Origin of the sequence: Rhizomonospora bruguierae, from assembly GCF_018397995.1 — a bacterium.
GTDB classification, from domain to species: domain Bacteria; phylum Actinomycetota; class Actinomycetes; order Mycobacteriales; family Micromonosporaceae; genus Rhizomonospora; species Rhizomonospora bruguierae.
The window spans coordinates 17,464-43,370 of the sequence record NZ_BBQH01000080.1 but is presented as its reverse complement, the minus strand read 5'-3'; the positions used below and the strand labels follow the sequence as shown (position 1 = coordinate 43,370).

The following is a 25,907-nucleotide window of genomic DNA, read 5'->3' as shown; positions in this document are numbered from 1 at the left end:
GCCGGTCCGTCACACCGGCGGGCGGCCGGGTCGCCGCCCGGCGCTGACCCGCTTCAGCCGGGGAGGCGGGGGCCGGCCTCGCGCTGGGCGGCAAGCCAGACCTCCACCTCGTCGGAGCGGCGGGGCAGGCCGGCGGACAGGTTCACCGCGCCGGACGAGGTGACCAGCACGTCGTCCTCGATGCGCACGCCGATCCCGCGCAGTTCCTCGGGGACCAGGTCGTCCTCCGGCTGGAAGTACAGGCCCGGCTCGACGGTGAGCACGTACCCCTCGGCGACCGTGCCGTCCCGGTACATCTCCTTGCGGGCCCGCGCGCAGTCGTGCACGTCGATGCCGAGCATGTGGCCGAAGCTGTGCAGGCTCCACCGGCGGTACACCGTGGACTCCTTGGCCATCGCCTCCTCCACGCTGACCGGCAGCACGCCCAGGTCGGCCAGGCCCTCGGCGAGCACCCGCATGCAGGTCTCGTGGATGTCCATGTACTTCACGCCGGGCCGGATGAAGTCGATGCCGGCCTGCTGCGCGGCGTACACGATGTCGTAGACCTGCCGCTGCAGCGGGGTGTACGTGCCGGAGACCGGGATCGTGCGGGTCACGTCGGCGGTGTAGAGGTGACGGTTCTCCACGCCCATGTCCATCAGCAGCAACTCGCCCGGCGCGGTGTGCCCGTCGTTGCGGATCCAGTGCAGGATCGTCGCGTGCCGGCCGGCGCCGACGATCGAGCTGTACCCGACCTCGTTGCCGTCGTGCCGGGCGCGCAGCCCGAACACGCCCTCGATCAGGCGCTCGGCCACCGGCCGGTCGGCCGGCAGGATGCGGGCCACGTCCTCGAAGCCGCGCACCGTGGCGTCGATCGCGTCCTGGAGCTGGGCGATCTCCCACTCGTCCTTGACCAGCTTCGCCTCGGCGATCGCGGCGGCCAGTTCGCGGTCCCGCCCGCCGTCGCCGTCCGCCGGGCGGACCGCCTTGTCCACCGTGGAGTCCAGGCCGCGCAGGACCCGGGTGCGCCCCGGCGCGCAGTCGTTCAGGGCGGACTCCAACTCGCGCAGGTCCGCCGTCTCGATGCCCAGTTCGGTGGACTTCTCCGCGAGCGTGTGCCGGCGGCCGACCCACAGTTCGCCGTGCCGGCTGCGGAAGAACTCGTCCGTCTCGCGAGACGAGCGCGGGCGCGCGTAGAGGATGGCGTCGTGGCCGCCGCCGTTCGGTCGCAGCACCAGCACGCTGTCCGGGTCGTGGTCGCCGACCAGGTAGGCGAAGTCGCTGCCGGGGCGGAACGGGAAATCGGTGTCGTTCGCCCGGACCTTCTCCCCGCCGGTGGGGATCACGATGGTCTCACCGGGGAACGCGGCGGACAGGGCGGCGCGGCGCTTGCTGTAGTGCGGCGCCTCGTCCCGCGGGGTCACCGCCAGCGGGTCCTCCCGCCAGCCGGTGCGCATGAGCACCAGGAATTTCTCCGGGAAGTCGGGGTCGTGCGCCTCGGTGCCGTCGCCCTGGGCGTTCTCCGACACCTCCGGCACCACCGCCGTCGCTTCCCGCGGCTGCTCGCCACCCCCGGCCGCCACCGTATCCCGGATGCCCTGCTCGTCGTTCATGTGCCCGCTCCTCCCGCTGGTGGCGGCCGCCAGTTGGGGCCGCGGTAGCGACCCTCCTCGCACCGTACCGCGCCCACCTGCCCGGTAGCGCGGGCGACGGGGCCGGCACCGCGCGCCGGCCCGGCCATCCGCCGGTCAGCTGAGGGTGCCGTCCAGCAGGGCGTAGCCGCGGCGGACCGCGGGCAGTGACGTCTCGACGCCGAACGGGGACCGCGCGGCCACCGCCTCGACCGGGGAGTGGTTGGCGTGCCCCTCCCGGATCAGCCACTCCAGCCGGGTCAGGTCGGCGTGCTGGGCCAGCACGAAGGCGGAGTCGACCGGCGGGCCGTGGCCGGGCAGCACCACCGTCCCCGGGCCGGTCATGCGCAGCAGGCCGGCCACCGTGTCCGCCCACTCCAGCGGGTACGCGTCCCCGAAGCCCGGTGGGCCGCCGGACTCGACCAGGTCCCCGGCGACCAGCACGTCCGCGTCCGGGACCGCGACCACCAGGTCGTTGTCGGTGTGTCCGCGCCCCAGGAACCGCAGGGTGACCCGCCGGCCACCGATGTCCAGCGTCGCCTCCTGGTGCACCGTGCGCTCCGGCGGGTGCACCCGCACCGCCGCGATCTGGGCGGCCAGTTCCGGCTGGGCGTCCGCCAGTTCCTCGGACAGCTCGCGCTTGGTTCGTTCGCCGCCGGCGTTGAGCCGGTTGGCGGTACCCTCGTGGCCCCACACCGGCGCCCCCGCCGCGGCGAACGTGGCGTTGCCGAACGCGTGGTCGAAGTGATGGTGGGTGTTGACCACCGTCCACGGGTGCGCGGTGACCCGCCGGACCGCCTCGGCCAGCTCCGTGGCCTGCTCCGCCGTGGACAGCGTGTCGACGACCAGCGCCGCGTCGTCGCCGACCACCAGCGTCACCGTCACGTCGTACACCGGGTACCGCAGCGCGTAGACGCCGGCGGCCACCTCCGCGAAGCCGGTGGCGGTCATCCGGCGAACGCCCCGCTGACGAAGCGCTGCCGGTCCACCAGGACCCGCTCGATGCGCCCGCTGGCCACCGGCCGCTCCGCCTGCGCGACCGTCACCTCGAACGTCAGCCGGCGGCCGTCCACCTTGGTCAGGCGGGCCTCGGCGACCACCGTGTGCCCCACCGCGGTCGGCGCCGTGTGCTCCAACTCCACCCGGGTGCCGACGGTCGTCGCGCCCAGCGGCAGTTGGCTGGCGGTCGCCGCCACGGTTGCCGCCTCGGCCAGCGCCAGCACCCGCGGCGTGCCCAGCACCGGCACGTCACCCGAGCCGACCGCCTGGGCCGTGTCGCCGTCGGTCACCGTCAGCTCCACCCGCGCCGCCAGACCCGCCGTCAACGTGGCCTCCCGCTCCATACCGCCACCCTAGCCGCTGCGACCGCCGTCGGGGCCTGACCGCCGGGCTCGCCGACGTTTCCGCCTGACTCGCGTATGGCGGGCTGCCGTCGCGTATGGCAGGCCCGCCGCGGCCCCTCGCCCGGCTTAGCGGGCGCCGCCCCCGCTCGCGTCCCAGGTGGACGCGGGTGGGGTCGGGGGAGCGGCGGCGGCGCGGGCGGCCCGGGCGCGGTTGGCGAGGTCGGCGGCGATCGCCCACGCCTCGTCCAGGTCGCGGTAGCGGGCGGCGGCGGCCAGCGAGCCGGCGGTGTCGGCGTGGACCGTGGCCAGCCCGAGCAGGCGCTGGACGGGCCCGCGAACCACGCGCACGCTCTGGATGCGCGCGTACGGGACCAGCACCAGTTCCCGGGTGAGGCGGCCGTCCCAGGTGACGAAGACCCGGTCGGTGAGCCCGGCGGCGGGGCGGGCGATCGGGGTGAGCCAGCGGGCGCGGGGCGGGGGCGGGGTCACCGGCAGGTTGGCCAGGTCGACGCCGGGCAGCGCCTCCGGGAGTACCCGGCGGGCGGTGTCGACGGTGGCGACCGGCAGGAGCCGGCCGGAGCGGAGGTTCTCCTGGCTGGCGCGGTCGTGCCCGATGCCGGCGACGTCGAGGCGGGCGCGCAGCCAACCCTTGGGACGCCACAGCAGCGGCCAGGTCAGCCCGACGGCCTGGACCCGGTTGAGCGGGACGGTCTGGCTGCGGGTCTCCAGCAGGCCGTGGCGCAGGCGCAGGCCGGCGTGGTCGGCGGCGAGGCGGAAGTCCCAGTCGGTGAGCACCCGGCGGACCGGCTGCTGGATCACGCTGACCATGGCGGTGAGCGTGCTGGCCAGGGCGATGAAGCCCCAGGTGTGCTCGAACAGGAACTGCACGAGGACGAACCCGAGGGCGAGCGGCGTGAACCAGGCCTGCGGGGTGAGCAACTGGCTCAGCCATACGTCGTGGTTGTCGACCCGGTGGATGAACCGCCCGGGGTCGGCGGCGGCCGCCGGGGCGGGCGTGCCCGCGGTGGCGGCGCCGGCGGCGGGCGCGGGCGGGGCGGCGTGGCCGGCGAGGGTGAGCAGCCGGGTGCGCAGGGTGGCGGCGTCCGCCACGGACAGGTAGGCCAGCGGCGCCTCGGTCTTGGCGCCGCCGACGACCTCCAGGCGCAGTTCGGCGAGGCCGCCGAGCCGGGCCAGGAGCGGGCGGACCACCTCGACGGACTGGAGGCGCTCCAGCGGGATGGCCCGGGTGCGGCGCCACAGCAGGCCCTCGTGGATGCGCAGTTCCCGGCCGACCACGTGGTACCCGGTGACCCACCAGCTCACCACGGACAGCGCGATCAGCCCGACCAGGCCGAGCGCCACCACCAGCAGGAACTTGCTGAGCCCCAGCTCGGAGAAGCCGCGCCAGGAGATGCCGGCGATGAGCAGGGCGAGCAGGCGGGCGCTGCGCAGCAGCGGGGTGAGCGGCGCGAGCCGCCGGCGCGGTTCGGGCCCCGCGACAGGCACGCCGTGGGTAGCGTGCGCGCCGGGGCCGCCGCCGGGCACACCGTGAGCGCCGGGCACACCGTGGGTGGGGGCGGGGGGAGTGCCGGCGGCGCCGGGGGAGTCGTGGGCGTCGGGCCCGCCGCCGAACCGGACCGGATCGGTCACAGCCCCTCCGCGCGGACCTGGCCGAGCGCGGTCAACCGGTCCCGCAGCCGGGACGCCTCGGCCGGCGCCAGGCCGGGCACCCGGGCGTCGCTGGCCGCCGCGGCGGTGTGCAACTGGACGGTGGCCAGCCCGAACATCCGCTCCAGCGGGCCCGCGGTGACGTCCACGAACTGCATCCGCGCGTACGGCACGATGGACAACCGGCGGACCAGCAGGCCGTGGCGGACCAGCAGGTCGTCGTCGCGCTCGGCGTAGCCCCAGGCGCGGACCGCCCGGACGATCGTGGCGGCGCGGACCGCGGCGAGCACGATGATCGCGGCGACGGCCAGGCCGAACCAGTTCGAGCCGCTGATCGCCCAGGCGACCAGGGCGGCGACCAGCAGCAGCCCGAGCCCGATCGCCAGGCCGAGCAGCTCGATGACGATCAGCCGAGGCGACACCGGCCGCCAGGCGACGGTCTCGGGCCATGGCTGAAGGGCGCTGCGGGGGGCGCTGTGGGGTTCGGCGGTCACCCAACGAGCGTATTCGACGGGATCATCCCGCGTCGGCCGGCGCGACCTCGCGCAGGAAGCCGCGGGTGGACAGGAACGCGCCCAGCGACTCGCGGTGCCCGGGGCAGGCGAGCCACACCTTGCGCCGCTCGGGCGGATGCAGCTTGGGGTTGTTCCAGCGCAGCGCCCACGCGGCGGGCGCGCGGCACCCCTTCGCGGAACAGATCAGGGGGTCACCCACGGCGGCAAGTCTAGGAGGTGGGTATGGAAAACGCCGGGCGGCCACGGGGGAAGCCGCCCGGCGATGTTCGAATCGTACACACGCTTGCGCCCCTCGTGTCTACCCGAGTGACGTGCCGTTTTGGTCGGATCCCGCAACCCGGTTGACGGTCGGCGACGCCAATCCGTGTCGTACGACCCTCGCCGGCAATGCCGTGCTCGCCACCCGAGAGGTTGGGTGAGGTGAGAGGCTTGACGGGTCGTCACCGTCGATTCGCACAGGAGGACCGGGTGGCCCATCCGACCAACCCATCGACGCCCGCATCCGAGGCCGGCGAACCGGCGAGCGGGCCACCGAGCACCCCGGCCGAGGACGCCACCCTCGTGGAGCGCGCCCTGTTCGAGGTCAAGCGGGTGATTGTCGGGCAGGACCGGATGGTCGAGCGGATGTTCGTGGCGCTGCTGGCGCGCGGCCACTGCCTGCTCGAGGGCGTGCCGGGGGTGGCGAAGACGCTCGCCGTGGAGACCCTGGCCACGGTCGTGGGCGGCTCGTTCGCCCGGGTGCAGTTCACCCCGGACCTGGTCCCCGCGGACATCGTCGGCACCCGGATCTACCGGCAGTCCAACGAGAAGTTCGACGTCGAACTCGGGCCGGTCTTCGTGAACTTCCTGCTCGCCGACGAGATCAACCGGGCGCCGGCGAAGGTGCAGTCGGCGCTGCTCGAGGTGATGGCCGAGCGGCAGGTCTCCATCGGTGGCGAGACCCACCCGGTGCCCCACCCGTTCCTGGTGATGGCCACCCAGAACCCGATCGAGCAGGAGGGCGTCTACCCGCTGCCGGAGGCGCAGCGGGACCGGTTCCTCATGAAGATCCTCGTCGGGTACCCGACCGACGCCGAGGAGCGGGAGATCGTGTACCGGATGGGCGTGGCGCCGCCCACCCCGACCCCGGTGCTCACCTCCGCCGACCTGATCGCCCTGCAGCAGAAGTCGGACCAGGTGTTCGTGCACAACGCGCTGGTCGACTACGCGGTACGCCTGGTGCTGGCGACCCGGGCCCCCGCCGACCACGGCATGCCGGACGTGGCGCAGCTCATCCAGTACGGCGCCTCGCCGCGCGCGTCGCTGGGCATCGTCCGGGCCACCCGGGCGCTGGCCCTGCTCCGCGGCCGGGACTACGCGCTGCCGCAGGACGTGCAGGACATCGCCCCGGACATCCTGCGCCACCGGCTGGTGCTCAGCTACGACGCGCTCGCCGACGACGTGCCGGCGGACCAGATCGTGGCCCGCGTGCTGGCCACCGTGCCGCTGCCGACCGTGGCGCCGCGCCAGCAGGCCAGCCCGCCGCCGCCGTCCCCGGTCAGCGGCGCCGGGTGGCCCGCCGCCGGCGGCGGCGGCCGGCTGCAGTGAGCCGCCGATGAGCCCGCCGGCGGTCGACGACGCGCGGGCGGACGCCGTCCTGTCCCGCCTCCAGCTCATGGTGACCCGCAAGCTGGACGGCCTGCTCCAGGGGGACTACCTGGGGCTGCTGTCCGGGCCGGGCACCGAGCCGGGCGAGTCCCGGGAGTACCGGCCGGGTGACGACGTGCGCCGGATGGACTGGCCGGTGACGGCCCGCACCACGCTGCCGCACGTGCGCCAGACCGTGGCGGACCGGGAACTGGAGAGCTGGCTGGCGGTGGACATGTCGGCCAGCCTCGACTTCGGTACTGGCAGGTGGCTGAAGCGCGAACTGGTGATCTCCGCGGCCGCGGCGATCGTGCACCTGACCGTGCGCGGCGGCAACCGGATCGGCGCGGTCGTCGCCAGCGGCGATCCGGGCACCGGCGGCGACGTGCGGCGGCTGCCCGCCCGTCCCGGGCGCAAGGAGGCCCAGGGGCTGTTGCGGGCGCTCGCCAGCACCCCGAGCCGCCCCGGCCGGGGGGACCTCGGCGCGCTCGTGGACGCGCTGAACCGCCCGCCCCGGCGCCGCGGTCAGGCGGTGGTGATCTCCGACTTCATGGCGCCGGTCGAGCAGTGGGCCCGGCCGGTGCGCAAGCTCGCGGTCCGGCACGAGGTGCTGGCCATCGAGGTGGTCGACCCGCGCGAGCTGGAGTTGCCCGACGTGGGCGTGCTCGAGGTGGTCGACCCGGAGACCGGCCGCGGCCACGAGGTGCAGACCGCCGACCCGAAGCTGCGGCAGCGGTACGCGCAGACCGCCGCCGCCCAGCGGGCCGCGATCGCCGGCGCGCTGCGCGGTGCCGGCGCCGGCCACCTGCGGCTGCGCACCGACTCCGACTGGCTGCTGGACATGGTCCGCTTCGTCGCCGCCCAGCGGCACGCACGCACCCGAGGAACTACCCGATGATTCGTTTCCTGCAGCCGTGGTGGCTGCTCGCCGTCATCCCGGTCGTGGCCCTCGCCGGGCTGTACGTCTGGCGGCAACTGCACCGCCGCGCGTACGCGGTGCGGTTCACCAACGTCGAGCTGCTGCGCACCCTGGTACCCAAGGGTCTGGGCTGGCGCAGGCACGTGCCGGCGGCGCTGCTGCTGCTGAGCATGCTGACGCTGGCGACGGCGATGGCCCGTCCCTCGATCGACCGGGAGGAGCCCCTGGAGCGGGCCACGGTGATGCTGGCGATCGACGTGTCGCTGTCCATGCAGTCCGACGACGTGGCGCCGAACCGGCTCGAGGCGGCGCAGGAGGCGGCGAAGCAGTTCGTCGCCGAGCTGCCGGCCACCTACAACCTCGGACTGGTGTCGTTCGCCAAGTCCGCGAACGTGCTCGTCTCGCCGACGAAGGACCGTTCCGCCGTGACCCAGGCCATCGACGGGCTCCAGCTCGCCGAGGCGACCGCCACCGGCGAGGCGGTGTTCACCAGCCTGGAGGCGATCCGCTCGGTGCCCGCGGACGGGGCCGACGGCGCCCCGCCGGCCCGCATCGTGCTGCTCTCCGACGGCTACCGCACGGCCGGCCGCTCCATCGAGGAGGCGGCGGCGGCCGCGTCGGCGGCGAGCGTGCCGGTCTCCACGATCGCGTTCGGCACCGACGAGGGCGTGGTGGACATCGCCGGCCAGGTGCAGCGGGTGCCGGTCGACCGGCAGTCGCTGGCCCAGCTCGCGGAGAGCACCAACGGCTTCTTCTACGAGGCGGCCTCGCTGTCCCAGCTGAAGAAGGTGTACCAGGACATGGGCTCCTCGATCGGGCACCGGACGGTCCCGCGGGAGGTGACCCACTGGTACGCGGGGATCGCCCTGCTGCTCGCCCTGGCGGGCGCGGCGGCGGGTCTGGTGTGGACGTCCAGGCTGGTGTAGGCGGCGACCTGGTGCGGTCGGCCCGGTCCCGTGTGGGCCGGGCCGGTCGCCTCACGGGGTCGAGCTGACCAGGAAGAAGATGACGAGGACCCAGGCGGCGGCCAGGGTGAAGCCCAGCGGTGCGGCGTATCGGCTCATGGGGGGCTCCGGACATGACGGCGTGGCGGGGGAATGACGCACACCTGATGTCGGGCCGGGAGGCGGTGCCGGTGCGGCGCTAAGACACGTGCTAGCGCGACCGGCGAAGGACCCGGCCACGACTAGGGGGATCGCTATCTCGCACAGCGATCACCTCCTAAAGACGCGTGCCGGGCGGAAAAGCCGGGATTACAGTACACCCCTGCGCCCACCCCGCGCGCCCGCCGCCCCCCGTACTAGTCTTCCTGCGACTACTACCGCTGGGGGGACGACGTGGCCCGAACCGTGCTCGTGACCGGGGGAAACCGGGGCATCGGGCTGGCGATCGCGCAGGCGTTCGCCAAGCAGGGCGACCGGGTCGCCGTGACGCACCGCGGCAGCGGGGCCCCGGAGGGGCTGTTCGGTGTCCAGTGCGACATCACCGACGGTGCCGCCGTGGACGCCGCGTTCACCGCGGTGGAGGCGAAGTTCGGCCCGGTCGAGGTGCTGGTCGCCAACGCCGGCGTCACCGACGACACGCTGCTGATGCGGATGTCGGAGGAGTCGTTCACCCGGGTGGTGGACACGAACCTGACCGGGGCCTGGCGCTGCGCCCGGCGGGCGGCCACGAGGATGGTCCGCGGCCGCTGGGGTCGGATGATCTTCGTCTCCTCGGTGGTCGGGCTGCTCGGCAGCCCCGGCCAGGTCAACTACGCGGCCAGCAAGGCCGGCCTGGTCGGCATGGCCCGCTCGATCACCCGCGAGTTGGGCACCCGCAACGTCACCGCGAACGTGGTCGCGCCCGGGTACGTCGAGACCGACATGACCGCCGCGCTGCCCGAGGAGCGCAAGACCGAGTACCGCAAGCAGATCCCGGCCGGCCGGTTCGCCGCCGTGGAGGAGGTCGCCGGCGTGGTCACCTGGCTGGCGTCGGACGCCGCCGGTTACGTCTCCGGCGCCGTCATCCCGGTCGACGGCGGCCTGGGCATGGGTCACTAGAGGGAGTTGGACAGTGTCTGGACTGCTCGAAGGCAAGCGGCTGCTGGTCACCGGCGTCATCACCGACCAGTCGATCGCGTTCTCGATCGCCAAGCTCGCCCAGGAGTACGGCGCCACCGTCGTGCTGACCGGGTTCGGCCGGCTGAGCCTGGTGGAGCGGATCGCCAAGCGGCTGCCGCAGCCGGTCGGCGACGTCATCGAACTGGACGTCACCAACGCCGAGCACCTGGCTGGCCTGGCCGACCGGGTGCGCGAGCAGGTCGACGGGCTGGACGGCGTGGTCCACTCGATCGGCTTCGCCCCGCAGACCGCTATGGGCGGCAACTTCCTGGACGCCCCGTGGGAGGACGTCGCCACGGCGGTGCACGTCTCCACGTACTCGTACAAGTCGCTGGCCATGGCGGCGCTGCCGCTGATGAAGCCGGGTGGCGCGATCGTCGGGCTGACCTTCGACGCCACGGTCGCCTGGCCGGTCTACGACTGGATGGGCGTGGCCAAGGCGGGCCTGGAATCGGCGTCCCGGTACCTGGCCAAGTACCTCGGCCCGAAGGGCATCCGCAGCAATCTGGTCTCCGCCGGCCCGCTGCGCACGATGGCCGCCAAGTCGATCCCCGGCTTTGAGGCGTTCGAGGAGTCGTGGGGTGACCGGGCGCCGCTGGGCTGGCAGCTCACCGACACCGAGCCGGCCGCGAAGGCGTGCCTCGCCCTCGTCTCGGACCTGTTCCCGGCGACCACGGGCGAACTCGTCCACGTCGACGGCGGCTACCACGCGGTCGGCGCCTAGCGCCGGTCCGGGGCCCTGGTGAGGGCGCCCGGACGGTACCGGGGCAAGATGGGGTTCATGGGGTACGACGCGTTCCTGCTGGTCTCGTTCGGCGGCCCCGAGGGACCGGACGACGTGCTGCCGTTCCTGGCGAACGTCACGCGCGGTCGCGGGGTGCCGCCGGAGCGGCTGGCCGAGGTGGCCGAGCACTACCGGCACTTCGGCGGCGTCTCGCCGATCAACCAGCAGTGCCGCGACCTGCTCGCGGCCATCGCCGGCAGCGGCCTGGACCTGCCCCTGTACTGGGGCAACCGCAACTGGACGCCGATGCTGGCCGACACCGTCCGGCAGATGCGCGACGACGGCGTGCGGCGGGCGGTGGCGTTCGTGACCAGCGCCTACAGCGGGTACTCGTCCTGCCGCCAGTACCTGGACGACATCGTCGCCGCCCGGGCCGCCGTCGGCCCCGACGCGCCCGAGATCGACAAGCTGCGCCACTTCCACGACCACCCGGGCTTCGTCGAGCCGCACGCCGACGCGGTCCGGGCCGCCCTGGCGACGCTGGAGCCGGCGCAGCGGGCCACCACGCGGATCGTGTTCACCGCGCACTCGATCCCGCTGTCGGCGGCGCGCACCGCCGGCCCCGACGGCGGCCGGTACGAGGCGCAGTTGCGCGAGACGGCGGCGCTGGTCGCCGGACGGGCCGCCCCCGGCCTCGCCTGGGACCTCGTCTGGCAGAGCCGCTCCGGCCCGGCCCACGTCCCGTGGCTGGAACCGGACGTGAACGACCACCTGGCCGCGCTCGCGGAGGCCGGAACCACGGCGGTGGTGGTGAGCCCGATCGGCTTCGTCTCCGACCACCTCGAGGTGATCTGGGATCTGGACAGCGAGGCCGCCGCCACCGCGCAGAAGCTCGGCCTCGGCTTCGCCCGCGCCGGCACGCCGGGCACCGACCCGCGCTTCGTGGCGATGATCGGCGACCTGGTCGCCGAGCGGAGCGTCACCACCGGCCTGTTCGACGTCGAGCCGGGGCAGCGGCTCGGTACGCTGCCGCTCTGGCACCGTTGCCCCGAGGGCTGCTGCGCCCCGCCGCGCCGCCCGACCTCCGTGGAGACCCCATGACCTCGCGCAAGCCCGTCCAGAGTTGGCTCACCGACATGGACGGCGTGCTCGTCCACGAAGGGGTGCCGATCCCCGGTGCGCCGGAGTTCGTCGCCCGCATGCGGGCGTCGGGCAAACCGTTTCTGATCCTCACGAACAACTCCATCTACACCCCGCGCGACTTACAGGCCCGGCTCACCCGCATGGGCTTCGACGTGCCGGAGGAGCGCATCTGGACCTCCGCGCTGGCCACCGCCCAGTTCCTGGCGGACCAGCGGCCGGACGGCACCGCGTACGTGATCGGCGAGGCGGGGCTGACGACGGCGCTGCACTCGGTCGGCTACGTGCTCAGCGACTACGAGCCGGACTACGTGGTGCTGGGGGAGACCCGCACCTACAGCTTCTCCGCCATCACCACCGCCATCCGGCTCATCGACAGCGGTGCCCGATTCATCTGCACCAACCCCGACGCCACCGGCCCGTCCAGCGAGGGCGCACTGCCGGCCGCCGGCTCGGTCGCGGCGATGATCTCGAAGGCGACCGGCGTCGAGCCGTACTTCGTCGGCAAGCCGAACCCGATGATGATGCGCTCGGCGCTGAACACCATCGAGGGGCACTCGGAGAGCACCGCGATGATCGGCGACCGAATGGACACCGACGTGCTCTGCGGCCTGGAAGCCGGCCTGGAGACGATTCTCGTCCTGACCGGAATCAGCACCCGGGCGGATGTCGACCGCTACCCGTACCGGCCCTCACGGGTCGTCGCGTCGGTGGCGGATCTTCTGGATGAAGTCTGATCCCACATAATTCATTGACACCCGGTATTCCGGGCGTCGTTTCATGGTCGCCTTCGGCCCATTCATTGTGGCGTCGCATTCGGAGGGTCTCATGAGGACGATGCCGGTCCAACCACGCCTGATCGCGGTAGCCGCGGCCGTCGCGCTGCTGTCCGGTTGCGTTGACGGTGCCGGCCGACCGTCGGCCGCCCCGACAATGACCGCGACTCCCACCGTCACGCCCACACCCACCCCAACCGACAACGGCATCGCGATCCTCGCGCCGGCGCAGGTGCTCCAGCGCGCGGTGGCCGCGCTGACGAGCGTCCGGACCTACCGGATCGTGGGCGACATCGACGCCGGGAACGGGCGGATAAAGTTCGACATCAAGGTGGACGACAAGAACCTCGGCGGCCGGGTGTCCATCGGTAACGGCGGCATGGAGATCCTTGTCGTCGACGGACGCCAGTACGTGCGCCCGGACAAGAAGTTCTGGCGGGCGAACCTCAAGCCGGAGATCGCCGACCCCCTCGTTGTAGCGATGCACTCGGCGGGGACTACCGTCAACGGCGAGTCGGTGTCGGGAACGACTACGAGATCACGGATTAGGGGCAACGGTGCAGCTTCTTCACTCCGGCAAGGTGCGGGATGTCTACCTCGACCGCGGCGATGTCATCCTGGTGGCCTCCGATCGTGTGTCGGTCTACGATGTCGTCCTGCCGACTCCGATACCGGATAAGGGCAAACTGCTGACCGCGCTCAGCCTGTGGTGGTTCGAGCAACTCGCGGACCTGGTGCCCAACCACGTCATTTCCGCGACGGACGTGCCGGAGGAGTTCGCCGGGCGGGCCATCCGGTGCCGGCGCCTCACCATGGTCGCGGTCGAGTGCATCGCCCGGGGGTACCTCGCCGGCCTCGGGCTGAAGGAATACGAGAAGTCCGGTGCCGTGTCCGGGGTGCCACTGCCCCCCGGTCTAGTCGAGGCGTCGAAGCTGCCCGAGCCCGTCTTCACGCCGACGACGAAGGCGACCGAGGGGCACGACGAGTTCATCACCTTCCAGGACGTTGTCGCGCAGGAAGGTGAGGACGTCGCCGCGGAGCTGCGCCGCATCACGATCGAGGTCTACCGGCGAGGCGCCGAGATCGCCGCCTCGCGCGGAATCATCATCGCCGACACCAAGCTGGAGCTGGGCTGGTCGCCGGAGGGCACGCTGACGCTCGGCGATGAGGTGCTCACCTCGGACTCGTCGCGATTCTGGCCGGCTGACGACTGGTCGCCAGGCCGGCCCCAGCACGCGTTCGACAAGCAGTTCGTCAGGGACTGGGCCGCCGGCACCGGCTGGGACAAGCGCCCCCCGGCGCCCGAGGTCCCGGACCACATCGTCGCGGCCACCCGGGACCGATACGTCGACGTGTACGAACGCATCACCGGCAAGGCCTGGTAGAAGGGTCCCGCGTCAGATCGTGGTACGGATCTGCCCAGAATCGGCGTGTCCGTACCAAGATCTCGCTGATACTCGGCGGATGGCGCCGCTACTGGACGGCGAGGATGTCGACCACGAAGCGGAGCGCCCCGCCGGGTGCGCCGTTTTGCGGGTTCTCGCCGTAGGCCAGGTCCGCCGGGATGTCGAGTTGGACCCGGCTGCCCACCTTCGCGCCGAGCAGGCCCTGGTCCCAGCCGGGGATGACCCGGCCCTGGCCGAGCGGGACCGGGTACGGCTGGGAGTGGCTCCAGGACGAGTCGAACTCCTCGCCGGTCTTGTACGTGACGCCGACGTAGTTCACCAGCACCTGGTTTCCGGCCTGGGCGGCCGGGCCGGTGCCCTGGATCAGTTCGGTGACCTGCAGCTTGGTCAGGTTGCCGGTGCCGGCCTTGACCACCGGCTTGGTGGCCAGCGCCGGGTCGGCGCCCGGCGGCAGCGGCGGGAACGTGGCGGCCGGGGCTTCGTTACCCGCCGGGGCCTCGGTGGTGGCCGCGGTGCCGGGCGCCGACGCGGTGTCGGGGGAGCCGCCCTTGCCGGGCCCGAACGCGACGAACACGCCGATCAGGATGGCCACGACGGCGAGGCCGGCGAGGGCGCCGAGCTGGGACTGCCGCCGCTTGCGCGCCGCGGCCGCGCGCTGGGCAGCCTCCCGGGCCGCGGCCCGCTTCTGCCCCTTGGTCATCGGCTGGGCCGTTTCCTGCTCGCTCACGACATCGACTCCCATGTTGGTCTGCGCCCTCGGCGGCGCCCCACACGGTACCGGTAGCGGCGTGTTCAGGTCGCGAGTGGGGCGTTGCACGCGGCGACGAGGGCGCGGCGGCAGGCGGCGGTGAGCGGGCGCAGGGCGGCGTCGCGCTGCTGGGCCTCGTGGTTGTTGATCGCGCCGCCGGGCGCGGTGTGCCCGGCCAGCGCCAGCACCCGGTCCAGCACGGCGGCGCGCGCGTACAGGCGGCGGGCGCGCGGGTCGAAGCCGGGCGGCAGGTCGGTGCCGGCGTCGGGCTTGCGCAGCGCGGCGAGGGCGCCGGCCAGTTCGGGGCGCCACTGCGCCACGTCCAGCCGGGTGAGCTGGGCGGTGGCCTCGGCCAGCGCGACCGACAGGTCCGACTCGCTCTCCGCGGTGGTCGGCTCCAGGTGGGCCGGGCGGGGCTCGGCCGGCAGCGGCAACACCCGCCACAGGACGGTTTCGAACTCGTCGCCCGAGCCGGACGTGTGGGTGCGCACCTCCGGCACCAGCCCGAGTTCGCCGGCGATCACACCCTCGCCGGCGAGCAGGGCGGCACCGGCGAACGGGCCCGGGCCGGGCAGCCCGCGCGGGTCGCCGGGGGCCGGCAGGACCAGGCGGATCTCGTCCGGGTGCAGCCGGGACAGCGCGGGAAGCGCCTGGGTTAGCGAGACGTCCATCCACGCGCCGGGCGCGTCCGCGACCAGGTGCTCCTCCTCGCCGGCGATTTCGTCGGCGATTTCGTCGAAGGGCACGAGGCCCGCGCGCCACGCGCGCACCCAGGCCACGAACCGGGTCGACCGGCGGGTCACCAGGGTCGTCGCGCCTGCTGCGGGGGACATGCAGGCAAGGGTACGTGCTGTGCGCGCGCCTTGTCTCGGCACGACGCGAGCCGGTCGCCCAACCGGCGCGCCGCCCGGATCGGCGGGGCGGACAGGGTTAGTTTCGACACCCATGGGGAGGTACAGCGAGGACGTGCTGTCCGGCGACTGGCGCCGCCGCCGCGCCATCCCGGAGGTGGCCGCCGATCCGGATCTGGTGGTCGAGGACGCCGACTCCGGCTTCTGCGGCGCGGTGGTCGGCTTCGAGCACGGCGCGGTGGTTCTGGAGGACCGGCACGGCCGGCGCCGCAATTTTCCCCTCGAACCGGCGGCGTTCCTGCTCGACGGCGAGGTGGTCACGCTGCGGCGTCCCCGTGCCGCGGCGCCCGCCGAGCCGGTCCGGCGCCGCACCGCGTCGGGTTCCATCGCCGTGGACGGGGTGCGCGCGCAGGTCGCCAAGGCCAGCCGCATCTGGGTCGAGGGCAGCCACGACGCCGCCCTGGTCGAGCGGATCTGGGGTGACGACCTGCGGATCGAGGGCGTGGTCGTGGAGCCCCTGGCCGGCATCGACGACCTGGCCGGCGCCGTCCGCGACTTCGCCCCCGGCCCGCGTCGCCGCCTCGGCGTGCTGGTCGACCACCTGGTACCCGGCTCCAAGGAGAGCCGCATCGTCGCCTCGGTGACCTCCCCGCACGTCCTGGTCACCGGCCACCCCTACGTGGACGTGTGGCAGGCGGTGCGGCCCGTCCGCCTCGGCATCGACGCGTGGCCGGTGGTGCCGCCCGGCCGGCCCTGGAAGGAGGGCGTCTGCGCCGCCCTGGGGGTGGCCGACCCCGCCGACATGTGGCGGCTCATCCTCTCCCGCGTCTCGTCGTACCAGGATGTGGAGACGCCGCTGATCGGTGCCGTCGAGCGCCTCATCGACTTCGTGACGGTGGGCGAGGTGTAGCCGGTCCGGCGCTACGGTTCCTCGTCGGGACTGCGGTGGAAGATGAACGTGGCGATGTCCAGGGCGACCGGGGTGCCGTGCGGGTCGCGGCGGACCGCCAGGATCTCGCCGTCGTTCTCGCCGGACCTGCCGCGCCAGCGGTCCGGGCCCTCGGGCGTGAAGCGCCACGGCTTGGCGCCCGGGTTGGTCAGCGGCGTCATCAGGAGTTCGGGCGCCTGCGTGTCCCAGCCCACCTCGTACTCGCGCCCCATCCACCACCACCGGCCGCACAGCGGCGCGACCTCGGGCGGGGGTGGGGTGCCGGGGCGCCACGGCTTCGGGCGGGCGGCCGGTTCGCTGTCCAGTACGGCGGTGAGCAGCCGGCGCCCCAGCCCCACGATGCTGCCGTTGCCGCGTAGCGTGTACGCGTTGGCGTAGGCGACCACGCCGGTGCGGGACGGGTGGTGGGTCATCAGGATTGCCAGGTACCCCGGCATGGAGCCGCTGTGTCCAACGTAGACACGTTCGCCGTCGCGCCAGAGTTGGACGCCGAGGCCGTGCCCGGCGGTCCACGCGTCCGGGTCGGCGATGACGGCCGGGGCGCGCAGTTCGGCGGCGGTGCCGGGGGCGAGCAGGTCCGGGGCCGGGTCGGCGAGGAACGCGGCCCACGTCGCCAGGTCGGCCGTGGTTGACCACAGCTGCCCGGCGGGCGCCATGGCGCCGGCGTCGTGGCGGGGCTCCTCGCGCAGCGCGCCGTGGGCGGGGTGCACGACGTAGCCGCGGGCGAACGGCTCGGTGGCCTGGTAGGTGGTGCGGGTCATCTCCAGCGGGGCGAGCAGCCGCTCGGTGACCAGGTCCAGCCACGACGTGCCGGTGCTGGCCGTCAGGACCGCGCCGAGCAGCCCGTACGCCAGGTTCGAGTAGTGGAACGTGCGGTGCGGGGGGTGGGCGAGCTTGTCCGGGGTGAGCTGCTTGATCATGGTCTCGATGTCCGTGCCGGCGCAGCGTTCCCACCAGTCGCCCTCGGGCTCCCGCTGGAGGCCGGCGACGTGGGCGAGCAGTTGGCGGATCGTCACGCCGCCGACCGGGGTGCCGGCGACGTGCCGGGACAGCGGGTCCTCCAGGGAGAGCGCGCCCTCGTCCCGCAGCTGCAGGGCGAGCACGGCGGTGAGCGTCTTGGAGATGGAGCCGATCCGGAACTGGACGTCGGGGCCCGGCGGCGGGCCGTCGGCGGCGGCGGCGAAGTGGACCAGTCCACCGTCCCGGACGACGCCGGCCACCACCGCGGGCGCCCGCCCCTTGCTCTGCGCCTCGGCCACCAGTTCGTCAACCCGCCGGCTCGTCTCCGGCAGCAGGGCGGGCCGGGCAGCCGCGTCGCCGCCGGCCGGGTGCTGGGTGGTCGCGGTGACCGGATGCGCGTCGGACACGGTGGCGGAAGTCCCCTCTCGGCCGGGCCGACCCCTGATGGTCACCCTCCTGGGCACCCTAACCGCCGGACCGGCTCCGGCGTCGCGGTTGTGGCGGGAGTACGACGCTGTGACGCCTGGTACGTCCGGTACGACGCCCGGTACCCAGTAATGGCCGGAGGGTGCACAGACGTGACACGATCGACGCATGGAGGCGGTTCTGTGGATCGTGTTGGCGGCGGTGCTCGCGGTCGCCGAGCTGTTCACGCTGACCTTCGTGCTGCTGATGCTGGCCGGTGGAGCGGCCGCGGCGGCCGTGGCGGCGGCGTTGAACGCTTCGCAACCCGTGCAGGTGCTGGTGTTCGCGTTGGTGTCGGTGCTGGCGCTGGGGCTGGTTCGACCGGTCATCCGGCGCCACCGCACCGCCGAGTCGGACCCGGAGCAGACGCCCTTCGGGCTGACGGCGCTCGAGGGTTCCGTCGGGCTGGTGCTCGAGGAGGTCAGCGCCGAGGCCGGGCTCGTGAAGCTCGACGGCGAATTGTGGACTGCCCGCTCCTACGACGCGACCCAGGTGATGGAGCCGGGGGAGCGGGTGCGGGTGATAGAGGTCAAGGGCGCCACCGCCATGGTGTGGCGCGACGAGTGAACCGACCCGATGCGGGACGAATAGACAGATTGAAGGGATAACGGTGGAGGGTTTGCAGTACCTGATCGCCGCGGTCGTCGCGATCATCGCGCTGACGGTGGTGATCACGCTGTTCCGGTCGGTGCGCGTCGTTCCGCAGCAGCGCAACGACGTGGTCGAGCGGCTGGGCCGCTACCAGCGCACGCTCAAGCCGGGCCTGAACCTGCTGGTGCCGTTCATCGAGGCGGTGCGGACCAAGGTGGACCTGCGCGAGCAGGTGGTCAGCTTCCCGCCCCAGCCGGTGATCACCTCGGACAACCTGGTCGTCTCGATCGACACGGTGCTGTACTTCAAGGTGGTCGACCCGGTGAAGGCGACCTACGAGATCTCCAACTTCCTCCAGGCGATCGAGCAGTTGACGGTCACCACGCTGCGTAACGTGATCGGCTCGCTGGACCTGGAGCGCGCGCTGACCAGCCGCGAGGAGATCAACCGGCACCTGTCCGTGGTGCTGGACGAGACCACCGGCCGGTGGGGCGTGAAGGTCACCCGGGTGGAGATCAAGGCCATCGAGCCGCCGCCGAGCATCCGCGACTCGATGGAGAAGCAGATGCGCGCCGAGCGGGACCGGCGGGCCGCGATCCTCAACGCGGAGGGTCACAAGCAGTCGCAGATCCTCACCGCCGAGGGCGAGAAGCAGGCGGCGGTGCTGCGGGCGGACGGTGACCGGCAGGCCCGCATCCTCCAGGCGGAGGGCCAGGCCAAGGCGATCCGCACCGTGTTCGACGCGGTCCACCAGGCCAACCCGAGCCAGAAGGTGCTGGCGTACCAGTACCTCCAGGCGCTGCCGCAGATTGCGAACGGGCAGGCGAACAAGGTCTGGATCGTGCCGGCCGAGTTGACCAAGGCGCTCGAAGGGCTGGGTGGCGCACTGGGCGGCCTGACCTCGGCCGCGGACGACCAGCCGGTCGCGGAGCCAGCCGGGCCGTCGGCGCGGGAGGTCGAGCAGGAGGCCGCCGCGGCGGCCGAGGCCGCCGCGCGCGCCGCCAAGGAGGTCACCGACCAGGTGCGCGCCGCCGAGGCGCAGGTCAGCAGGGGCGGCAACACCGGTCCGGCCGGGCTGCCGGCGCCGGAGCCCACCCCGCCCGGCACGCTCACCGGGCAGCCCGAGCAGGAGCGTGATCGCGCATAATCCACCGGATGGGGCGCGGAAGGACCGTTGTGGTGACGGCGGTCGCGGCGGTTGCCGCGGCCGCCGTCGCCGTGGGCGCGGTGGCGGCGCTGCGCGAGCGCTCCGAGCCGGCCGGCGCGGGCCTGGCGCTGCGGGTCAGCGTCGAGCAGTACCGCACCGACGAGGTCGCCCGCACGGTCGAGGTCGCCTTCCACAACGACGGTCCGCTGCCGGTGCGCGTCTCCCGCGTCGACCTTGAGTTGCCCTCCTTCGAGGGGACCGGGCCGGTGACGGTCGACGCGCTGCTGCCGCCGAACGGGCTGCGCGTCGACGTGCCGGTCCCGTTCGGCACCGGGCGCTGCGACGGCGTGCACACCTCACCCCGGGCGGCCGCGTCGACCGTGGTCGCCGACGTGGCCCCGGAGGGCGGCCAGGCGCGCAGCCTGCGGCTCGCCCTGGCGGACCCGAACCCCATGCTGGACAAGCTCCTGCACCTGGACTGCGAGGCGGCCCGGCTGCACCGCGCCGCGTCCATCCACTTCGGAGACTGGACGGCGTACCCGGGCGGGCTGCACGGCAACCTGGTGGTGGACCGTGGCGAGGAGGACACCGCGGTGCGGGTCGACGACCTCACCGGCAGCATCATGTACACCATCGATGCCCCCGGCCCGCGCCCGCTGGGTACCCTGGCGCCCGGCCAGCGGCGGCTGGCCATCCCGGTGACCGCCACCCCCGGCCGGTGCGACCAGCACGCCCTCGCCGAGATCAAGAAGCCGTTCGTGTTCCCCGCCTGGGTCACGCTGAGCCAACGAGGATCAGGCGACGGCGAAATGGAACAGCTCTACACCGAGATCGTGGTCAGCGACGCGGACCGGAACGCCCTCGACACCATGCTGCGCCGGGTCTGCCGGCTACAGCCGGCCGGGAGCTGAGACGTGCCGGTGGAGCTGATCACCGACCCCGACGACGAGCGGATCGCCGACTACCGAGCCCTCACCGACGTGGAGTTGCGCACCCGGTGGGAGCCGCCGCACGGGCTGTTCATCGCCGAGGGCGAACTGGTGCTGCGCCGCGCACTGCGGGCCGGCTATCGGCCGCGGTCCTATCTGGTGGACGCCAAGCGCGCCGACCAGCTTGCCGATCTGCCCGGCGCGCCGCTGTACGCGGCCACCCAGGACGTGCTGGAGAAGGCGACCGGCTTCCACGTGCACCGCGGCGTGCTCGGTTCGTTCCACCGCCGGGAGTTGCCCACCGCGGCCGAGGTGCTCGCCGCCGCCCGCCGGGTCGCGATCCTCGAGGACGTCAACAACCACACCAACCTCGGCGCCATCTTCCGCGGCGCCGCGGCGCTCGGCGTCGACGCGGTGCTGCTCTCCCCGTCCTGCGCCGATCCGCTGTACCGGCGCAGCGTGCGGGTCAGCATGGGCGAGGTGTTCGCCGTCCCGTACGCGAAACTGGAACCCTGGCCGGACGCGCTGGCGGCGGTCCGCGAGGCGGGCTTCGCCGTGCTCGCGATGACCCTCGCCCCGGACGCCGTCCCGCTCAACCGCCTCGACCCCCGCTACCGCGAGCGCCCCGCCCTGCTGCTCGGTGCCGAGGGCCCGGGGCTGTCCCGCCGGGCCGTCGAGGCCAGCGACGCGCGGGTCATCCTCCCCATGCGCCGCGGCGTCGACTCGCTCAATGTGGCCGCCGCGTCGGCCGTCGCCTTCTGGGAACTGTCCCGCGACGACGCCTGAGCCGGCCCGGCGCTAACGCCGGACGGCGTACGGGCGGCCGCGGTCGCGCACGAGGAACGCCGCGACCAGCGTCGCGGGCCAGAAGATGAGACCGAGGATGAGGAACCCGATGAAGCTGTGACCCTTGCGGTTGGCGATGGCCGCCGGCCACAACGCGAGCAGGATCCAGAGCAGTGCCAGGAGGATGTACCAGGGCCGCATGCTGACCTCCGCCAAGTCGGTAGGGGGTCGTCCGCGTCGGGTGTACCACCGAGCGTAGGCCGGGTGCCCGGCGGGCGAGCCGCGGTCAGGCCAGTTGACGCAGGATCGTCCGGTCCGTGATCTTCTCGTCGTCGGCGAGCAGCATCGCCTTCGACAGGATGATGGACAGCATCTGGTCGTCGTCGAACGGCAGCCGCACCGGGCCGGTCGTCGCCCGCTCGGGCACGATGCACAGGTAGGCGTCGTTGGGCTCCATGAGGATGTTCCCCGAGCCCAGATGGATCTTGTAGATCCGCCGGTCGCCCCGCACGCGTAGGTACCGCTCCCGCAGTTCGCAGCGGGGCGCGATCCGCAGCCTCGGCAGCAGGCGGGCCAGCACGTCGCGGCGCACCTCGGCCGAGGCGCTCAGCGGGCCGGTGCTCGCCGTCGACCAGTACTCCCAGAAGCGGTCCTCGCCCCGGTCGACCCAGGTGTGGTCGGTGGCGATTGAGGTGACCCCGACGAACAGGTCGACATCCCGCATGACCTCGCTGAACACCCGTGGCGGCACCTCGGCCAGCGGGGCGAGCGCCCACAGCGCGCCGTCCCGCCGGGCGATCCGGACCTGATCGGTCGCGCAGTACCGCACGTCGTCGTCGCGGTCGACCTCGCCCGTCGCCTCGTGGAAGAACGAGGCACGCCCCGCCCCCGAACAGCTTCGTCGCTTCGCTGTCGCCCCCGCCGTCCCAGGCGCCGAGGTAGCCGGCCTGCCAGCCCCGGGTGCGCATCAACGCGTTGGCCTGGCGGTACCGCAGGATGTGGCCGGCGAAGCGGTTGGAGTAGGTGCCGGTGCGCTCCTCGGCGGGGGTGAGCCGGTAGACCTCGCGGAACGCCTGCTTGAACGGCTGACGCGGGCCGGTCGCGGCGACGCGGTCGCGCCAGGCGGCCACCTCGTCGACGTCGGCGAGCACCGGGTGCCACAGCCGGACCTCGCTCGCGGCCGACAGCCCCGGCAGCGTCCACCCGCCGTCGCGCTGCTCGGGCAGCCCGGCGGTCCAGTTCCGGGAGTCGGTCGATGTCTCCCAGACCAGCCGGCGACCGAACACCGAGGTGACCGGGTGCTCCAGGTAGCGCGGCAACCACTCCACCGCCGACCAGACGCGGTCCTGGCCGAGCAGCGCCTCTACCCGGCTCCGCTCCTGGCCGAGCGTCTTGCCGATGCGCTTGACCAGATCCCGCGCCTCACCCAGCGCGGGTGACTGCTGGAGCGCCGCCGGGACGCCCTTGAGCGGCTTACCGTCGCGGTCGACCCGCAGCCGTGCCCGCTCCCCGTCCAGCTCGACGACGATCGAGTAGCCCTCGGCGCTCCAGCTCCTGCGGCCCGCCCCGGCCAGCCCGTGGTCGTCGACGGCGAATTCCAGCGCCTCGCCCGGCTGCCAGCCGCGCAGCGCGCCCAGCCGTTCCAGCGCCGCCTGGACCCCGGTGAGCAGCGTTTTGTTCTTGACGCCGATCGAGAGCCGGGCCAGCACCCTGACCGGCTCGTCGCCGCCGCGACCGGTGAGCACCTCCACCGCGGCGGCGGCGGTGCGCGGCGCGTACGGGTCGCCCGGCGAGCGGGGGACGGCCCCGCCGGCGGCGCGCGCCACCTCTCCGATGAGGATGGTGGCCGCCTCGGCCGGGTCGAGGCTGAGCAGGCAGGTGAGCCCGCGCAGCAGCACGTCCGTGTCGGAGTGGACGTGACCCTCGAACGCCGTGAACCGCTCGAGCACCGCGCGCACGGCTCCCGCCGCGGGCGCGAGCAGTGGTTCCGCCTCGCGGAGCCACCTGGCGGACGGTACCGGTCGGCCCAGCGACGCGGCGTGCAGGAGCGCCTCGGTCACGCCGGGCGCGGCGAGGACGTCCACGAGCGCGGCCTTCGTCGCCGGGCCGAAGGCGTCACCCGGGTGCAGCAGGTGTGCCGGGACGGTGCTGCCGATCGCCCGGTCGACACCCATGCCGAACTGGCGCACCAGCTCCTGCCGGACGCTGGTGGCGACCTGGCTGCACGCCACCTGACGCAGCACGGCCCGCAGGGCGGGTGCGAGACCGTCGAGCGGCTGGCGCTCCAGGCCGGCCGCGATCGTGGCCGGCAACTGGTACGCGACCCCATCCTCGAGGCCATGCTCGGTGGCGAGCAGATGCAGGCTCCACACGAGATCCGTGCGGGACCAGCGGACGCCATGCCGGGCAACGAGCATGATCGGCAGGTCGTGGCGGGTGGCCGGCGGCCCGAGGCTGGCCACCGCGTCGGCGTGGATCCGCAGCGCCGCCAGGGCCGCATCGTGCCGCCCCGGGTACGCCGCGTGCGCCGCCGCCATCGCGGTCGCCGCCAACTCGCCGGCACTCTCGACCGCGCGGGCGTACCCGGCGCTCTCCGCCTCGGTCAGCGGCGGCAGCAGGGGCACCCAGCTCGCCACGGTCACCCCCCGACCAGCGGGACGAGCCGGATGAACGCCATCGTGGACACCCAACGCAGGTCGATCACCTCGTCGAGATCCTCGACCTGGCTTCATGTAGGGAAGCGGAGCAAAGCGGCCTTCCGGGCGGCCGGGTTGGGTCGTCCATTTTGGTCATCCGCCGGTCCCCGCGGCTGCCTACGATAGGCAGGCTGGCTGGCTGGGGAGGTGGGGGCGACGGATCGGACCGGGAGACTCCCCGAGGACGTGCGTCGGGTCCTGACCGCCGCCGGGTGGTACGCCGGGCGCGATGTTAGCGACCGCGTGGCGACCTGGCTGCGGCAGCTACCCGGCTCCCTGCCCGTCCACCCGGTGGCCCGCGCGCTGCTCGACGAGTTCGGCGGCCTCGCCTTCCGTCAACTCCGGCGGATCGGCTCCGCCAGCGGCGGCTTCGACGTGCGGTTCTGGCCGCTGCGGGGGCGCGTCCTGGTGGACCTGTTCGCCGAGTTCGCCGCCGACCTGGGCGTACCGGTGTTCCCCCTGGCCTGGTACGAGGACGGCGAGAGCGATATCGCCTGCGCCGCCGACGGCCGGGTCTTCCTGCTGCACGAGGCCGGCGAGTTCCTCGTCGGCCCGACGCCGGAGCAGGCGATCGTGCGCCTGGTCCGCGGTGAACCCTTTACCCTGGTCGACGACCACGGCAACCCCGTCTAGCCGCTCCCCGCCACCCTCTCTGTGGTGCCTATCCTGACCCGAGAAGTGGCACTTGTCGCCCAGCACGACCCCAAGATCGATGGTGGGTGTGAGGGCGGCGGATGCGGTGGGCCGTGTGTGGCTTATCGCCCCGACGGCAGGTGGGCGCCGGTGATGGCGGCGCAGGCGGCGAGCAGTCCCTCCTGGACGGTCTCGTCGTAGGCGGCCGGGTTCGCGCGAAGGTCGCGGCGGCGCTTGAAGTACCGCCCGGTCACCCGGGCCGCCGGGTCGTCCGATGTGGCCAGCCACACCTGCGTCTCGGCGCCCTCGGGCAGCTCGTCCGTCGCGTTCGGGCCGCCCAGCTTGGTCTTGATCCAGCCCGGGTCGACGGCGTTGCTCAGCGCGCCGGGCCACCGCCGCGCGAGCGCGAACGCCAGCACCACGTCGTACAGTTTCGAGTCGCTGTACGCCTGCATGCCGTTCCAGGCGCGGCGCTCCCAGTGCACGTCCGACAGGTCCGCCACGCCCCGCTCCTCCAGCCCGGACGTCAGGTACACCAGCCGCGCCGGGGGGTGCATCAGCGCCGTGAGCAGATACGGCGCCACCACGTTGACCTGAAAGATCCGCTCCAGCCCGTCCCCGGTCACCACCCGCTCCGGGTGGCCGCCCAGGCCGGCATTGTGGATCACCACGTCGAACGCGCCGTGCCGGTTCGCCGCCTCGGCCAGCGCCCGGGTTCGGTCCAGCGACGTCAGGTCGCCGACCACCGCGCCGGCCGCGTCGGGCAGCGCCGACAGGGTCTCGTCGGCCCGCCGGTCGCTGCGTCCGTGCACTACGACGCGGTGCCCGGCGCGGATCAGATCCGCGGCCGTCCGTCGCCCGATGCCATCCGCCGACCCCGTCACCAGTACAAGCGCCACGGCACGACCGTACCCAAGACCGCGCCGGCCACCGCGGTGCTTCTCGTCACGCCCCGCGCCGGGGTCCTGCTGCCGCCGAGCGAAAAGTTCGAGATAGCGGTATTGGGACAGTAAGAGGCTGTTTGGGATGAGTCGCACCCTGCTGTGTGACCCGTATCACATGGCGACGATTACTGACGTAATGGCGTCAGTTCGTTTCGGCTCAAGTATTCAAGCTAATCAATCAGAGGTGACGCCGTTGTGTATCGGCCCGGTAGCTCAGCGTCCGAAAGGGGCAGCGCGGCCGGAAGATCGATGCTTATCGTCTCTGCCACTGTCGCTGCGGGAGTGGGGCGTGTGGCATGGCTGATCGTGCGCGTCGCGACCGCCTCTCTCGACGGCACCGGCTACCTGAGCACGCGCGCGGACCCGTGGCGGACACCAC

The 25,907-nt window shown here is 73.2% G+C and carries 29 protein-coding genes and 1 pseudogene; 17 read left to right on the top strand and 13 right to left on the bottom strand.

All coding sequences use genetic code 11. The features are described 5' to 3' along the window. Positions 1-53: 53 nt before the first annotated feature. From KJS59_RS26460 to KJS59_RS26435, 6 genes are all read right to left on the bottom strand, one after another. Positions 54-1,592 (bottom strand): aminopeptidase P family protein, encoded by a 1,539-nt coding sequence (locus KJS59_RS26460; RefSeq protein ID WP_213455872.1) that lies wholly within the window; start codon positions 1,590-1,592, stop codon positions 54-56. Positions 1,593-1,727: 135 nt separating this feature from the next. Further along, the gene (locus KJS59_RS26455) at positions 1,728-2,561 is read right to left on the bottom strand and encodes an MBL fold metallo-hydrolase (RefSeq protein ID WP_213455870.1); all 834 of its coding nucleotides are present in this window, start codon (positions 2,559-2,561) and stop codon (positions 1,728-1,730) included. Beyond that, a complete protein-coding gene (locus KJS59_RS26450) occupies positions 2,558-2,953 on the bottom strand; it encodes a thioesterase family protein (RefSeq protein ID WP_213455868.1) in 396 nt (131 codons plus the stop codon). Before KJS59_RS26450 ends, KJS59_RS26455 begins: the two co-directional genes overlap by 4 nt. Positions 2,954-3,079: 126 nt before the next feature. Further along, entirely contained in the window at positions 3,080-4,603 is a 1,524-nt protein-coding gene (locus KJS59_RS26445; RefSeq protein WP_376771276.1) for a PH domain-containing protein, read from the bottom strand. Beyond that, positions 4,600-5,115 (bottom strand): PH domain-containing protein, encoded by a 516-nt coding sequence (locus tag KJS59_RS26440; RefSeq protein WP_213455866.1) that lies wholly within the window; start codon positions 5,113-5,115, stop codon positions 4,600-4,602. Before KJS59_RS26440 ends, KJS59_RS26445 begins: the two co-directional genes overlap by 4 nt. A 22-nt stretch (positions 5,116-5,137) precedes the next feature. Further along, positions 5,138-5,335: a hypothetical protein gene (locus KJS59_RS26435; protein ID WP_213455864.1), complete on the bottom strand. Its 198-nt coding sequence runs from the start codon at positions 5,333-5,335 to the stop codon at positions 5,138-5,140. Between the two features lie 269 nt (positions 5,336-5,604). On the opposite strand from KJS59_RS26435, the gene KJS59_RS26430 reads away from it, so the two are divergent. The 9 genes from KJS59_RS26430 (at position 5,605) to KJS59_RS26395 (ending at position 13,808) form a co-directional block, all read left to right on the top strand. Beyond that, positions 5,605-6,723, top strand: coding sequence for an AAA family ATPase (locus KJS59_RS26430; RefSeq protein ID WP_213455861.1), 1,119 nt, complete (start codon positions 5,605-5,607; stop codon positions 6,721-6,723). A gap of 7 nt (positions 6,724-6,730) precedes the next feature. Next, complete coding sequence (locus KJS59_RS26425) at positions 6,731-7,660, top strand: DUF58 domain-containing protein (protein ID WP_213455860.1); 930 nt, start codon at positions 6,731-6,733, stop codon at positions 7,658-7,660. After that, on the top strand, positions 7,657-8,607 hold the full coding sequence (locus KJS59_RS26420) for a VWA domain-containing protein (protein ID WP_213455858.1): 951 nt from the start codon (positions 7,657-7,659) through the stop codon (positions 8,605-8,607). Before KJS59_RS26425 ends, KJS59_RS26420 begins: the two co-directional genes overlap by 4 nt. Positions 8,608-9,018: 411 nt before the next feature. Next, positions 9,019-9,723 (top strand): 3-oxoacyl-ACP reductase FabG, encoded by a 705-nt coding sequence (fabG, locus tag KJS59_RS26415; protein WP_213455856.1) that lies wholly within the window; start codon positions 9,019-9,021, stop codon positions 9,721-9,723. A 13-nt stretch (positions 9,724-9,736) separates the two neighbouring features. After that, on the top strand, positions 9,737-10,507 hold the full coding sequence (fabI, locus tag KJS59_RS26410) for an enoyl-ACP reductase FabI (RefSeq protein WP_213455854.1): 771 nt from the start codon (positions 9,737-9,739) through the stop codon (positions 10,505-10,507). Between the two features lie 57 nt (positions 10,508-10,564). Then, a complete protein-coding gene (locus KJS59_RS26405; protein ID WP_213455852.1) occupies positions 10,565-11,608 on the top strand; it encodes a ferrochelatase in 1,044 nt (347 codons plus the stop codon). Next, positions 11,605-12,384, top strand: a complete 780-nt coding sequence (locus KJS59_RS26400) for an HAD-IIA family hydrolase (protein ID WP_213455850.1) — start codon at positions 11,605-11,607, stop codon at positions 12,382-12,384. The genes KJS59_RS26405 and KJS59_RS26400 overlap by 4 nt, the downstream gene beginning before the upstream one ends. 91 nt (positions 12,385-12,475) lie before the next feature. After that, a complete protein-coding gene (locus tag KJS59_RS31475) occupies positions 12,476-13,102 on the top strand; it encodes a hypothetical protein (protein ID WP_249714919.1) in 627 nt (208 codons plus the stop codon). After that, positions 13,005-13,808 (top strand): phosphoribosylaminoimidazolesuccinocarboxamide synthase, encoded by an 804-nt coding sequence (locus KJS59_RS26395; RefSeq protein WP_249714931.1) that lies wholly within the window; start codon positions 13,005-13,007, stop codon positions 13,806-13,808. Before KJS59_RS31475 ends, KJS59_RS26395 begins: the two co-directional genes overlap by 98 nt. Positions 13,809-13,896: 88 nt before the next feature. Here KJS59_RS26395 and KJS59_RS26390 read toward each other — a convergent pair whose 3' ends face one another. Both KJS59_RS26390 and KJS59_RS26385 read right to left on the bottom strand, forming a co-directional pair. Next, the gene (locus KJS59_RS26390; protein ID WP_213455846.1) at positions 13,897-14,571 is read right to left on the bottom strand and encodes an FKBP-type peptidyl-prolyl cis-trans isomerase; all 675 of its coding nucleotides are present in this window, start codon (positions 14,569-14,571) and stop codon (positions 13,897-13,899) included. 50 nt (positions 14,572-14,621) lie between these two features. After that, positions 14,622-15,410, bottom strand: a complete 789-nt coding sequence (locus KJS59_RS26385) for a hypothetical protein (protein ID WP_213455844.1) — start codon at positions 15,408-15,410, stop codon at positions 14,622-14,624. 112 nt (positions 15,411-15,522) lie between these two features. On the opposite strand from KJS59_RS26385, the gene KJS59_RS26380 reads away from it, so the two are divergent. Further along, positions 15,523-16,338 carry a DUF3097 domain-containing protein gene (locus KJS59_RS26380; RefSeq protein ID WP_213455842.1) on the top strand — a complete coding sequence of 272 codons (816 nt, stop codon included), beginning with the start codon at positions 15,523-15,525 and terminating at the stop codon, positions 16,336-16,338. Between the two features lie 11 nt (positions 16,339-16,349). Here the strand turns inward: KJS59_RS26380 and KJS59_RS26375 are convergent, their stop codons facing one another. After that, positions 16,350-17,672, bottom strand: coding sequence for a serine hydrolase domain-containing protein (locus tag KJS59_RS26375; RefSeq protein WP_249714929.1), 1,323 nt, complete (start codon positions 17,670-17,672; stop codon positions 16,350-16,352). A 259-nt stretch (positions 17,673-17,931) separates the two neighbouring features. Between KJS59_RS26375 and KJS59_RS26370 the strand changes: the two genes are divergently transcribed. From KJS59_RS26370 to KJS59_RS26355, 4 genes are read left to right on the top strand one after another with little or no spacing between them, the layout of a single operon-like run. Beyond that, a complete protein-coding gene (locus tag KJS59_RS26370; protein WP_213455838.1) occupies positions 17,932-18,369 on the top strand; it encodes an NfeD family protein in 438 nt (145 codons plus the stop codon). A gap of 52 nt (positions 18,370-18,421) precedes the next feature. Beyond that, a complete protein-coding gene (locus KJS59_RS26365; RefSeq protein WP_213455913.1) occupies positions 18,422-19,540 on the top strand; it encodes an SPFH domain-containing protein in 1,119 nt (372 codons plus the stop codon). A gap of 8 nt (positions 19,541-19,548) precedes the next feature. Beyond that, the gene (locus KJS59_RS26360; protein ID WP_213455836.1) at positions 19,549-20,451 is read left to right on the top strand and encodes a hypothetical protein; all 903 of its coding nucleotides are present in this window, start codon (positions 19,549-19,551) and stop codon (positions 20,449-20,451) included. 3 nt (positions 20,452-20,454) lie between these two features. Then, on the top strand, positions 20,455-21,255 hold the full coding sequence (locus tag KJS59_RS26355; protein ID WP_213455834.1) for a TrmH family RNA methyltransferase: 801 nt from the start codon (positions 20,455-20,457) through the stop codon (positions 21,253-21,255). 12 nt (positions 21,256-21,267) lie between these two features. Here the strand turns inward: KJS59_RS26355 and KJS59_RS26350 are convergent, their stop codons facing one another. The 3 genes and pseudogenes from KJS59_RS26350 to KJS59_RS32355 all read right to left on the bottom strand — a co-directional run. Beyond that, positions 21,268-21,456 (bottom strand): hypothetical protein, encoded by a 189-nt coding sequence (locus tag KJS59_RS26350; RefSeq protein WP_213455931.1) that lies wholly within the window; start codon positions 21,454-21,456, stop codon positions 21,268-21,270. 85 nt (positions 21,457-21,541) lie between these two features. Next, positions 21,542-22,084: a DUF7737 domain-containing protein gene (locus KJS59_RS26345; RefSeq protein ID WP_213455929.1), complete on the bottom strand. Its 543-nt coding sequence runs from the start codon at positions 22,082-22,084 to the stop codon at positions 21,542-21,544. 133 nt (positions 22,085-22,217) lie between these two features. After that, positions 22,218-22,751, bottom strand: a pseudogene (locus KJS59_RS32355) (DUF4132 domain-containing protein); the annotation flags it as partial. Between the two features lie 81 nt (positions 22,752-22,832). Here KJS59_RS32355 and KJS59_RS26340 point away from each other — a divergent pair. Both KJS59_RS26340 and KJS59_RS26335 read left to right on the top strand, forming a co-directional pair. Next, positions 22,833-24,077: a hypothetical protein gene (locus KJS59_RS26340; protein WP_213455927.1), complete on the top strand. Its 1,245-nt coding sequence runs from the start codon at positions 22,833-22,835 to the stop codon at positions 24,075-24,077. Positions 24,078-24,137: 60 nt separating this feature from the next. Beyond that, positions 24,138-24,584 carry an SUKH-3 domain-containing protein gene (locus KJS59_RS26335; protein ID WP_213455832.1) on the top strand — a complete coding sequence of 149 codons (447 nt, stop codon included), beginning with the start codon at positions 24,138-24,140 and terminating at the stop codon, positions 24,582-24,584. Positions 24,585-24,706: 122 nt separating this feature from the next. Here the strand turns inward: KJS59_RS26335 and KJS59_RS26330 are convergent, their stop codons facing one another. After that, positions 24,707-25,468 carry an SDR family NAD(P)-dependent oxidoreductase gene (locus tag KJS59_RS26330; protein ID WP_249714927.1) on the bottom strand — a complete coding sequence of 254 codons (762 nt, stop codon included), beginning with the start codon at positions 25,466-25,468 and terminating at the stop codon, positions 24,707-24,709. Here KJS59_RS26330 and KJS59_RS26325 point away from each other — a divergent pair. Then, the gene (locus KJS59_RS26325; protein ID WP_213455925.1) at positions 25,391-25,597 is read left to right on the top strand and encodes a hypothetical protein; all 207 of its coding nucleotides are present in this window, start codon (positions 25,391-25,393) and stop codon (positions 25,595-25,597) included. The genes KJS59_RS26330 and KJS59_RS26325 overlap by 78 nt on opposite strands. Positions 25,598-25,907: the final 310 nt, after the last annotated feature.

What these genes read in the sequence shown, in the direction of transcription:
- KJS59_RS26460 (WP_213455872.1), bottom strand. Translation starts at nt 1,592, where the DNA reads ATGAACGACGAGCAGGGCATCCGGGATACGGTGGCGGCCGGGGGTGGC.
- KJS59_RS26455 (WP_213455870.1), bottom strand. Translation starts at nt 2,561, where the DNA reads ATGACCGCCACCGGCTTCGCGGAGGTGGCCGCCGGCGTCTACGCGCTG.
- KJS59_RS26450 (WP_213455868.1), bottom strand. Translation starts at nt 2,953, where the DNA reads ATGGAGCGGGAGGCCACGTTGACGGCGGGTCTGGCGGCGCGGGTGGAG.
- KJS59_RS26425 (WP_213455860.1), top strand. Translation starts at nt 6,731, where the DNA reads ATGAGCCCGCCGGCGGTCGACGACGCGCGGGCGGACGCCGTCCTGTCC.
- KJS59_RS26420 (WP_213455858.1), top strand. Translation starts at nt 7,657, where the DNA reads ATGATTCGTTTCCTGCAGCCGTGGTGGCTGCTCGCCGTCATCCCGGTC.
- KJS59_RS26405 (WP_213455852.1), top strand. Translation starts at nt 10,565, where the DNA reads ATGGGGTACGACGCGTTCCTGCTGGTCTCGTTCGGCGGCCCCGAGGGA.
- KJS59_RS26400 (WP_213455850.1), top strand. Translation starts at nt 11,605, where the DNA reads ATGACCTCGCGCAAGCCCGTCCAGAGTTGGCTCACCGACATGGACGGC.
- KJS59_RS31475 (WP_249714919.1), top strand. Translation starts at nt 12,476, where the DNA reads ATGAGGACGATGCCGGTCCAACCACGCCTGATCGCGGTAGCCGCGGCC.
- KJS59_RS26390 (WP_213455846.1), bottom strand. Translation starts at nt 14,571, where the DNA reads ATGGGAGTCGATGTCGTGAGCGAGCAGGAAACGGCCCAGCCGATGACC.
- KJS59_RS26385 (WP_213455844.1), bottom strand. Translation starts at nt 15,410, where the DNA reads ATGTCCCCCGCAGCAGGCGCGACGACCCTGGTGACCCGCCGGTCGACC.
- KJS59_RS26380 (WP_213455842.1), top strand. Translation starts at nt 15,523, where the DNA reads ATGGGGAGGTACAGCGAGGACGTGCTGTCCGGCGACTGGCGCCGCCGC.
- KJS59_RS26370 (WP_213455838.1), top strand. Translation starts at nt 17,932, where the DNA reads ATGGAGGCGGTTCTGTGGATCGTGTTGGCGGCGGTGCTCGCGGTCGCC.
- KJS59_RS26360 (WP_213455836.1), top strand. Translation starts at nt 19,549, where the DNA reads ATGGGGCGCGGAAGGACCGTTGTGGTGACGGCGGTCGCGGCGGTTGCC.
- KJS59_RS26350 (WP_213455931.1), bottom strand. Translation starts at nt 21,456, where the DNA reads ATGCGGCCCTGGTACATCCTCCTGGCACTGCTCTGGATCCTGCTCGCG.